We start from the raw sequence: 8,489 nt of genomic DNA, 5'->3' as shown, positions 1-8,489 counted from the left end.
GTGGGGTGTGGGGTGTGGGGTGTGGGGTGTGGGGTGTGGGGTGTGGGGTGTGGGGTGTGGGGTGTGGGGTGTGGGGTGTGGGGTGTGGGGTGTGGGGTGTGGGGTGTGGGGTGTGGGGTGTGGGGAGTGGGGTGGTGGGGTGGTGGGGTGATGGGGAGAATAAATAAAAATAGTCTCAGAGTCTCCTAAATACTGACTCCTAACCCAATAGTAGATGTGGGATTTTTGCAGGAGTTCTATTTTCTGACAAAGATAAGCAAAAGTTATTTATTGACTGCAAAAACTTGAGAATATTTAAATTAACATTCCGCAATATTTATAAATTCTTAAGAATTAATTGAGAAAGATTTTTATTTAACAACGATGTTATCATAGTTACAGCGATTTTACTGAATTTCATAATGGGTTATTCTGTGCTTTTTTGGGCAGCAATGGTTGAAACCTTTGCCACACCTAGAAGGTAATCCCAATTAAGACGGTTAAATCAGTCAATTTCACCCACAACGATGATCTTTTTTTTGTGTAGTTTTATTGCAAAAAAAAAGTTTTTTTGACAAAAGGCACAAAGTATGATAATAACCCAAGTGATTCCTGGCTGCGAGTAATTATTGTAGAGGGGGAAAAGGGAGAGGGGAGAAAAGCTGACGGTTTCAAGATAACTGATCACCGATCACTGAAACATCACCCATCTTAATTTTTTTGAGCGGCCATCGTTAAGCGTTTTAATCCGGTTCTTAACATTTTCACAATATTGTCAAAATCGAATAGTATAGATTGAAATAACTCAATGTACGCAAACCTATGGATGGCAGCTTAATCCTGTTCAATATTCTCAATCCGCCGGTTTTGTTCTTTTTCTTGGGAATGCTGGCAGTATTTTTTAAATCCGACCTAGAGATTCCCCAACCACTGCCTAAACTCTTTTCTCTCTATCTTTTGATGGCGATTGGTTTCAAGGGAGGTTATGAACTAGCGGAAAGTGGCATCAATAACCAAATCGCTTTAACTTTGATTGCCTCTGTGGTTATGGCTTGCATCGTTCCCATTTACACTTTCTTTATCCTGAAAATTAAACTCGATAGTGCCAATGCAGCGGCCATCGCCGCAGCCTATGGTTCCATTAGTGCCGTTACTTTCATCACCGCCAGTTCTTTTTTAGAAAAACTTCATATTTCCTATGGCGGTCATATGGTAGCGGCCTTAGCTTTAATGGAATCGCCGGCAATTGTAGTGGGTTTAATCCTGGTGCGAGTCTTTAAAGAGAAAAATGGCGAAGAAGAAGCGTTTTCTTGGTCAAAGGTTCTACATGAAGCCTTTTTAAATGGTTCGGTATTTCTCTTAGTCGGTAGTGTTGTTGTTGGTATGCTCACGGGGGAAAAAGGCTGGGAAAAATTAGAACCTTTCACTCAAGAGATTTTTTATGGTGCTTTAACTTTCTTTCTTCTTGATATGGGATTAGTGGCGGCGAAAAGAATCCGGGAATTAGGCAAAACTGGTTCTTTTCTCATCGGTTTCTCGGTATTCATTCCCGTCATCAATGCTATGGTGGGGATTCTCATCGCTAAGGTTCTCGGATTTGAACAGGGCAATGCTTTATTATTCGCTGTTTTGTGTGCCAGTGCCTCTTATATTGCTGTTCCTGCGGCCATGAGAATGACTGTTCCCGAAGCGAATCCTAGTTTATACGTTTCTATGGCCTTGGCTTTAACTTTTCCTTTCAATATCATCATCGGTATTCCTCTGTACCTAGAGATGATTAAAATCATTGGCTGTGGAGTCTAAAAGGCCCGGCGGTTTTTAAATAATTCCCGTCAAAATTGTTCTCTTGCACTTGTACCTTTTTTACTTAACTACCATGCTTGAATCCCCCCATCCTTCCCTACAAACTGTCAAAAAAGTAGACATAATTGTTAGTCATGCTTTTCTGGAAGAAACCTTAAGAGTTCTTGATGTTGTCGGAGTTTCCGGTTATACCGTCTTTGGCAGTACTTCGGGAAAAGGTGATCGAGGTTTATCCTGTGATGACTTGGATTGTGATTACAGTGGTAACTACATTATGACGGTTTGTAATAGTGACGAACAACTTGGTCGTCTGATCGATAAAATTCAGCCTTTTTTAAAAAAAGCCGGCGGAATTTTTGTGGTGACTACGGCCCAATGGCTAAGTCATTAGACCTCTCGTAAAAATCAAAAATTGTTCTGGTTGATTAGGAGTCAGTCCCGATGAAAAAATTTTCACCCCCACAGATGAAAGAGGTTTCTTTCCCTACACCCCACACCCCACACCCTACACCCTCTTTCAAGTCAGGAGAACGATCTTTTCCGGTTTAGAATTTATCTGTATCTGGTCTGGGACCAACAGCACCGGCGGGATTAACAAAAAGATTGCCCCCGGCTTCATTTTGGAAGATACAATCGATTTTCGGTTTGCCTTCCAAGGGGCCGGTATAACCAAAGGTATTCATCCGGTTTTTACAACTTTGTACCTGCTGTCCATCGACTAATTTTTGTTGTTCTAAAATTGACCAGTTATTGCGTCGCAAAACGCAACCGGGTTGCATAACCGGTTGGGTAACAAAAACATTAAAGGGGTTAAGAGTGACATAAACCCGCAAATCGGTGACAATGGCACTGGCCCCAAATTGCACGCATAATTCTGCATTGGGGGCGCTGCGATCAATTACTTCTCGGGAAGCGACGTTTTCGGGGCTAAAATTAGCGGTAGAACTGAATACCAGACCGAGACCCACTCCTAGTACAAAAATACCGCCAATCAGGGCGATCATGGCATAGTTTAATTTTGCCAATAGGCCTCCGGGGGACGAAGCGCGGGAGTCATCGCCATAGGAGCGGTCATAATCACGATCACGCGATCGGGGAGGAGTATAACGAGGTCTTCTATTCATCGAAATTTCTGTTGTGGCTGCTATGGCGGTCAGTCGTTAGCTATTAGCTTATCATTGTTCTATCCTAGCAACCCGGGGGATAACCGACAGGATAGGTCTAGTATAGAGCTATATCGTTTTTTTTGGGTTAGTATGCTATGGTGGATCACTAAACAGAGTAAGTCAGCCTAATCCAAGTTTCTATGCTAGATATTAGCTAGACAAATTCGGAGCGGAGGAACCATATTTGGGGCGTATTTCTAGATTTTTTAGCCTAGAAAAGGATATCTCTCTATCCTAGCCCGTCAGCTAACTTCGTCGGCGTGGGGGGGAAGACTGAAACATCACTACATTCCTAGCAATGTCTTGATCGGTTCAGTTATGTCGCTGATACTACTTGATAGTCATAACTTACAGGAGACATTGTATATGGGGATTCTCATGCAGGTTCACCGATCACAACAATTTTAAGATTTTCCGTCGATAACCATATTTTTTGTGAGTTTGCTGTACATTCGGGCAAACTTTTAGTCGTATCGAGAAACCGAAAGTAAAAACAGGATCAAAAATGCTGGAATCTTTACCAATGTGGATTGCTGCAATGACTTTTATTGCAGTCATTGTGGTGATTATGTTCGAGTGGCTTCATATTACCGTAGCGGCTTTACTGGGGGCTTTAATCTTAGTTTTTACCCATATCATGACTCTCCAGGAGGCGGTGGGTTATATCAGTCGCAGTTATGCCACTCTCGCCCTATTTTTTGGGGTAATGGTGTTAGTGAGAGCCTTTGAACCAACGAAAATTTTTGATTATTTAGCAGCACAAATGGTGCTTTTAGCCAAGGGACAGGGCAAATTATTACTAATAGGAATTGTCGCCATTACTACCCCAATCTGTGCGGTGTTACCCAACGCCACCACGGTGATGTTATTAGCCCCGCTGATTCCCCCCTTAGCTCAAGATATCGGTGTGGATTTTGTGCCGCTCTTAATCCTGATGGTTTTCGTAGCCAACAGTTCCGGATTATTAACGATTGTTGGTGATCCCGCTACTTATATCGTCGGTGATTCTATTAATATCACCTTCATGGAATACCTACAGCGCTTGAGTTTAGGTGGTGCCTTGGCAGTAATTACCATTCTGGTTATGTTACCTTGGTTATTCCCGAAAATCTGGCGGACGAAATTCGAGCATTTAGAAGAATTACCCCATCCGAAAATTAATCATCCTCGCGTCTTAGCTCTGGGGGGAATTATCGTCTTTTTAGTCTTATTTTTATTCGTCGTCGGTGAATCTTTTCCCGTACCCATTTCTCCTGCGGCCGTTGCTTTGATGGGTGCCACTTTAGCCCTACTTTTAGCCCAGCAATCGAAAATCGATACGGTTCATAATATTCTCCGGGATGTGGACTGGAGTACCCTATTATTTTTTATGTCGATTTTTGTCCTAATTGGCGGCTTAGAAAAAACTGGTGTAGTTAATAGTTTATCGGGATTTCTGGCGATAATTTTAGGCAAAAATATCTTTTTAGGTTCTCTAGTCTTGCTGTTTTTTGTCGGTTTTATTTCCAGTGTAGTTCCGAATATTCCCCTAGTGGTGGCCATGGTTCCACTACTGAAACAGTACCTTGTTAATGTTAATTTAGTCGGGACAGAGGTTCTTTCTCCCGATTATGCCGGTTCTTTTCCCCCGGAAGTTTTACCGCTTTTCTACGCGATGATGTATGGGGCCACCCTAGGGGGTAATGGTACTTTAGTGGGGGCTTCTTCTAATATTGTCGCCGCCGGCATCGCTGAACAACACGGGGGCAAAATTACTTTTCATACCTTTCTGCGCTACGGTTTACCAGTGATGTTTACTCAGTTAGTCGTCTCGGCAATGTATATGTTAATTTTCTTTGTCTAGTCTATCTCCGGTGGCATTAATGTTAAGTTCGCCTAAGATTGACAAAAACGTTAACATTGATTAACATTCTCCTATTCGTGCTAGATAATCTGGATTGATCGGCGATCGTGAACAAAAAAATCTCTGTTTTAGCACCAGATTTATCCGGTGGTGGTGGCACAAGAGTCTATTTGATTGCTCAAGTCTTGCAACAGCTAAACTGTCAGGTGACGGTCTATGGCCCGATTTTTGGCCGGGAAATCTATCCAACCCCACCGGGGAATTTACCGGTGGTATCGGTCAAAGGCAATAATTATCCCCAGTTTTTTGGCCAGATCAAAACTTTACTCGATCGCCTCTCCGGAGAGATTATCTATGCGGTTAAACCCCGTCCCACCAGTTTCGGCATCGGTTTACTGAAACGTTTTTTTTCCCCACGTCCCCTAATTCTCGATATTGACGATTGGGAAATGAGTTGGTTTGGTGGCGATCGATGGTCCTATCGTCCTCATCCCCGACAATTAGCTAGGGATATCCTCAAAAAAAATGGTGCGCTTAGGGACCCGAATCACCCTCTCTATCTGCGTTGGATGGAAAATTTAATTAACCGCGCTGATGCGGTGACGGTTAATAATCAATTTTTGCAAAAGCGCTATGGGGGGATTTATTTACCGAATGGCAAGGATACGCAACTTTTCGATCCCAATCTCTACGATCCTGTCGCTTGTCGTCAAAAATACGGTTTATCCGCGTATAAAGTCTTAATGTTCCCGGGTACAGCTAGACCCCACAAAGGTTTAGAAGATGTCTTAATCGCTTTAGATCAAATTGGTGATCCTGATTTTAAATTGGTGGTGGTGGGAGGTCGCCAAATCGGGGATGGCTATCTGGATAGTTTGCTAGAAAAAGGTCAACCTTGGTTAATTCATTTACCTGCTCAACCGATCGAGCGAATGCCGGAAGTTGTGGCCGCTGCTCATGCTATTATCGTTCCCCAGAGGGATGAAGCCACGGCTAACGCCCAATTTCCGATTAAACTCACCGATGGTATGGCGATGGCTAAACCGATTATTTCCACTAAAGTGGCAGATATTCCCGAAATTTTAGCTGATATTGGCTATTTAGTCGAACCTCGATCGCCAGAGCAACTAGCTGTCATAATTAGAGAAGTTTTTAATCATCTCGACTCGGCTAATGCACGAGGACTAAAAGCGAGAGAGCGCTGTATCGCCTCCTATAGTACCACCGCCATGGCGACAACTCTCTCTGGCATAATTACTTCTCTGGAAGGGAAATAAGTAGGTGGGTGGAATTAAATATAAGATGAACGTAGGTTGGGTTGAAGCATGAAACCCAACGCCCGCTCATGTTACGCTACCGCTAACCCATCCTACAAATAATTGTGCCTCCCTACTTATTAGATTGTAGCGAGTAGGATAATTGACCGTTGACTATTTACTTTATTACTTATAGCGATGAATCCTAATCAAATTCTCCTTAAATATACGCTGAAACACTGGTTATTAGTGGTTTCCAGCATTGTTATAGGCTTTGTCAGTACCGTATTTAATGGGGTAGGAACTGTTTTAGTTATCCCCTTACTAATTTCTTTTATTAATCCCGAAAATGATCTCTTAAAAAATGCCCCCCAAATTATCAAAAAGCTGCTCTCCGTTTTCGAGGTTTTCTCGGTCGATACTCGTTTTTTCTGGATGTTTGCGGCGATATTAGGGATTTTAATTCTCAAGCATATTACCAATTTTGTCAGTAATTTGTTAGGAACTTACTTGTCTTTGATTATGGCCAAAGATATGCGAATTGATTCAGTTATTCTGCTGCTAGAAGTGGATATAGATTATTATGTAAAAAGTAAAATAGGAGATATTTTTAATCGTTTCATGTCGGAGATTAATCGAGCCGTGGGATCAATTAGAAATTACATAAACCTGATTAAGATTATCGGCACAGCTTTCATGTACTTAGCTATTTTATTATCAATTTCTTGGCAATTAACTATTCTTTCTAGTCTTTTGGGTGGCTTTTTAGGTCTGCTTAATCAATACTTTGTCAAGAGATCGAAAAAGTTTGGAGAGATTATCACCGTAAAGGCTAAACAGCAAACTAATAAACTGTTGGAACTGTTAACGGGAATTCGCCTAATTAAAGCGGTAGGCAATGAAAGATACGAATTAGAATCTATTGTGGAAGATATCGAAGCCCGGGAGAAAGCGGGTTTAGATGCCCAGACTAATAATGCTGTAATCGCTCCGCTCAATGAGATCGGTGGGGTAATTATTATTGCTTTAATTATCATTGCTGGTCGTTATCTTTTTAATGAACAACTGCAAGCTTTAGCGACAATTTTATTGACCTATCTCTATGTACTTTTCCGGGCCCTGCCGATAGTTGGTCAAATTAACAGTGCTAGGAGTAGTCTATTGGGTGATGTTTCCGCAGTAGAGGTGGTAGCGGATTTTCTCATTCGAGAGAATAAACCATTTATGAGCAATGGCTCTATTCCCTATCAAAGATTAGAGACAGGTATTCATTTTGATAACGTCCAATTTTACTATCCCGGTCATCAAGAATTAGTTCTCAAGGGCATCGATCTTTGGATTCCAAAAGGAAAAATGATCGCTCTTGTTGGTGCTTCGGGGGCTGGAAAATCGACAATTGCTGATTTATTACCACGCTTTTATGAGCCTACAGCCGGGAGGATTCTTTTTGACGGTCACGATTTACGGGATTATGAGATCAAATCTCTGAGAAAAGCCATGGGAATAGTCAGTCAAGACACTTTTCTCTTTAATAATTCTCTCCGTTTTAATATTGCCTACGGATTAAGCGATGTTAGTGATGCAGAAATTTTAGCAGCGACAAAAAGGGCGAATGCCTACGAGTTTATCTCCAAACTGCCGGAAGGACTGGATACGGAAATTGGCGATCGGGGAGTGAGACTTTCGGGGGGACAAAAACAAAGATTAGCGCTCGCTCGTGCCTTACTGCGAGATCCAGATATTCTCATTCTCGATGAAGCCACCAGTGCTTTGGATACAATTTCTGAGCGTTTAGTACAGGAAGCGATCGATGAACTCTGTCGCGAGCGGACTACTCTTGTGATCGCTCACCGTCTTTCCACTGTTCAAAAAGCCTATCAAATTGTGGTGCTGGACAAGGGAAAAGTGGCAGAAATCGGCAATCATGAGGAATTATTAGCTCAAGGTGGTCATTATGCCCGTTTACACGCTCTGCAATTTAGTGATAGCAAAGAGGCCGACTCTAAGAATAGGGAAGATGAGCAAAAAAGAAAAGCTTATTTATCCTACGAAGCGAGAAGTAGTCTTAATAGTCTTTTAGGTTCTCTGCGTCTAGTATCTGAAGATTTAATCGATGATTCTCAGGAGAAACAGGAAATTTTAGAAGAATCCTGTAGTTCAGCCATGCGACTTCTCCATATTATCGAAGACTACGAGTATTCCTCGACTCGATAGCTCTCCTGCAAAAATCAAAAATTGTTGTCATAGTTAGTAAAAGTATAGTCAAATATAGACAGACTGAATTCCATTTCAGAAATTCCTTTCACTTTTACTTCGAGAGATTGATTCTCCTTGGGTGAACTACGCACCTCTCTATCCCATAGCGGTTAAACGCATTTGGGAATGCTTTTCGTAAAATATTGTAGGAACCCATGACATCAGATTGAACCAGAATCCCCTTAT

At 42.0% G+C, this 8,489-nt stretch carries 6 protein-coding genes and 1 riboswitch; of the genes, 5 read left to right on the top strand and 1 reads right to left on the bottom strand.

All coding sequences use genetic code 11. The features are described 5' to 3' along the window. Nucleotides 1–801: 801 nt before the first annotated feature. Together O9300_RS16400 and O9300_RS16395 are read left to right on the top strand one after the other, a co-directional pair. A complete protein-coding gene (locus O9300_RS16400) occupies nt 802–1,782 on the top strand; it encodes a sodium-dependent bicarbonate transport family permease (RefSeq protein WP_079206547.1) in 981 nt (326 codons plus the stop codon). A 73-nt stretch (nt 1,783–1,855) separates the two neighbouring features. After that, nucleotides 1,856–2,173, top strand: coding sequence for a P-II family nitrogen regulator (locus tag O9300_RS16395; RefSeq protein WP_287972792.1), 318 nt, complete (start codon nt 1,856–1,858; stop codon nt 2,171–2,173). Nucleotides 2,174–2,327: 154 nt separating this feature from the next. Here the strand turns inward: O9300_RS16395 and O9300_RS16390 are convergent, their stop codons facing one another. After that, nucleotides 2,328–2,906, bottom strand: a complete 579-nt coding sequence (locus tag O9300_RS16390; protein WP_002733879.1) for a DUF3172 domain-containing protein — start codon at nt 2,904–2,906, stop codon at nt 2,328–2,330. Nucleotides 2,907–3,094: 188 nt separating this feature from the next. Then, nucleotides 3,095–3,224: riboswitch (cyclic di-AMP (ydaO/yuaA leader) on the top strand. 229 nt (nt 3,225–3,453) lie between these two features. On the opposite strand from O9300_RS16390, the gene O9300_RS16385 reads away from it, so the two are divergent. The 3 genes from O9300_RS16385 to O9300_RS16375 all read left to right on the top strand — a co-directional run bounded on the left by O9300_RS16385 (nt 3,454) and on the right by O9300_RS16375 (nt 8,261). Continuing rightward, the gene (locus O9300_RS16385; protein ID WP_287972790.1) at nt 3,454–4,791 is read left to right on the top strand and encodes an ArsB/NhaD family transporter; all 1,338 of its coding nucleotides are present in this window, start codon (nt 3,454–3,456) and stop codon (nt 4,789–4,791) included. A 107-nt stretch (nt 4,792–4,898) separates the two neighbouring features. Further along, entirely contained in the window at nt 4,899–6,068 is a 1,170-nt protein-coding gene (locus tag O9300_RS16380; RefSeq protein ID WP_287972788.1) for a glycosyltransferase, read from the top strand. A 177-nt stretch (nt 6,069–6,245) separates the two neighbouring features. After that, nucleotides 6,246–8,261, top strand: coding sequence for an ABC transporter ATP-binding protein (locus O9300_RS16375; protein WP_287972786.1), 2,016 nt, complete (start codon nt 6,246–6,248; stop codon nt 8,259–8,261). The last annotated feature ends 228 nt before the right edge of the window (nt 8,262–8,489 follow it).

Origin of the sequence: Microcystis sp. LE19-195.1E, assembly GCF_027532095.1 — a bacterium.
Lineage (GTDB): Bacteria > Cyanobacteriota > Cyanobacteriia > Cyanobacteriales > Microcystaceae > Microcystis > Microcystis aeruginosa.
This window is presented reverse-complemented; position numbering and strand designations above follow the sequence as displayed.

Excerpts from the sequence above, each read along its gene's own strand:
- O9300_RS16400 (WP_079206547.1), top strand. The coding sequence starts at position 802 with ATGGATGGCAGCTTAATCCTGTTCAATATTCTCAATCCGCCGGTTTTG.
- O9300_RS16395 (WP_287972792.1), top strand. The coding sequence starts at position 1,856 with ATGCTTGAATCCCCCCATCCTTCCCTACAAACTGTCAAAAAAGTAGAC.
- O9300_RS16390 (WP_002733879.1), bottom strand. The coding sequence starts at position 2,906 with ATGAATAGAAGACCTCGTTATACTCCTCCCCGATCGCGTGATCGTGAT.
- O9300_RS16385 (WP_287972790.1), top strand. The coding sequence starts at position 3,454 with ATGCTGGAATCTTTACCAATGTGGATTGCTGCAATGACTTTTATTGCA.
- O9300_RS16375 (WP_287972786.1), top strand. The coding sequence starts at position 6,246 with ATGAATCCTAATCAAATTCTCCTTAAATATACGCTGAAACACTGGTTA.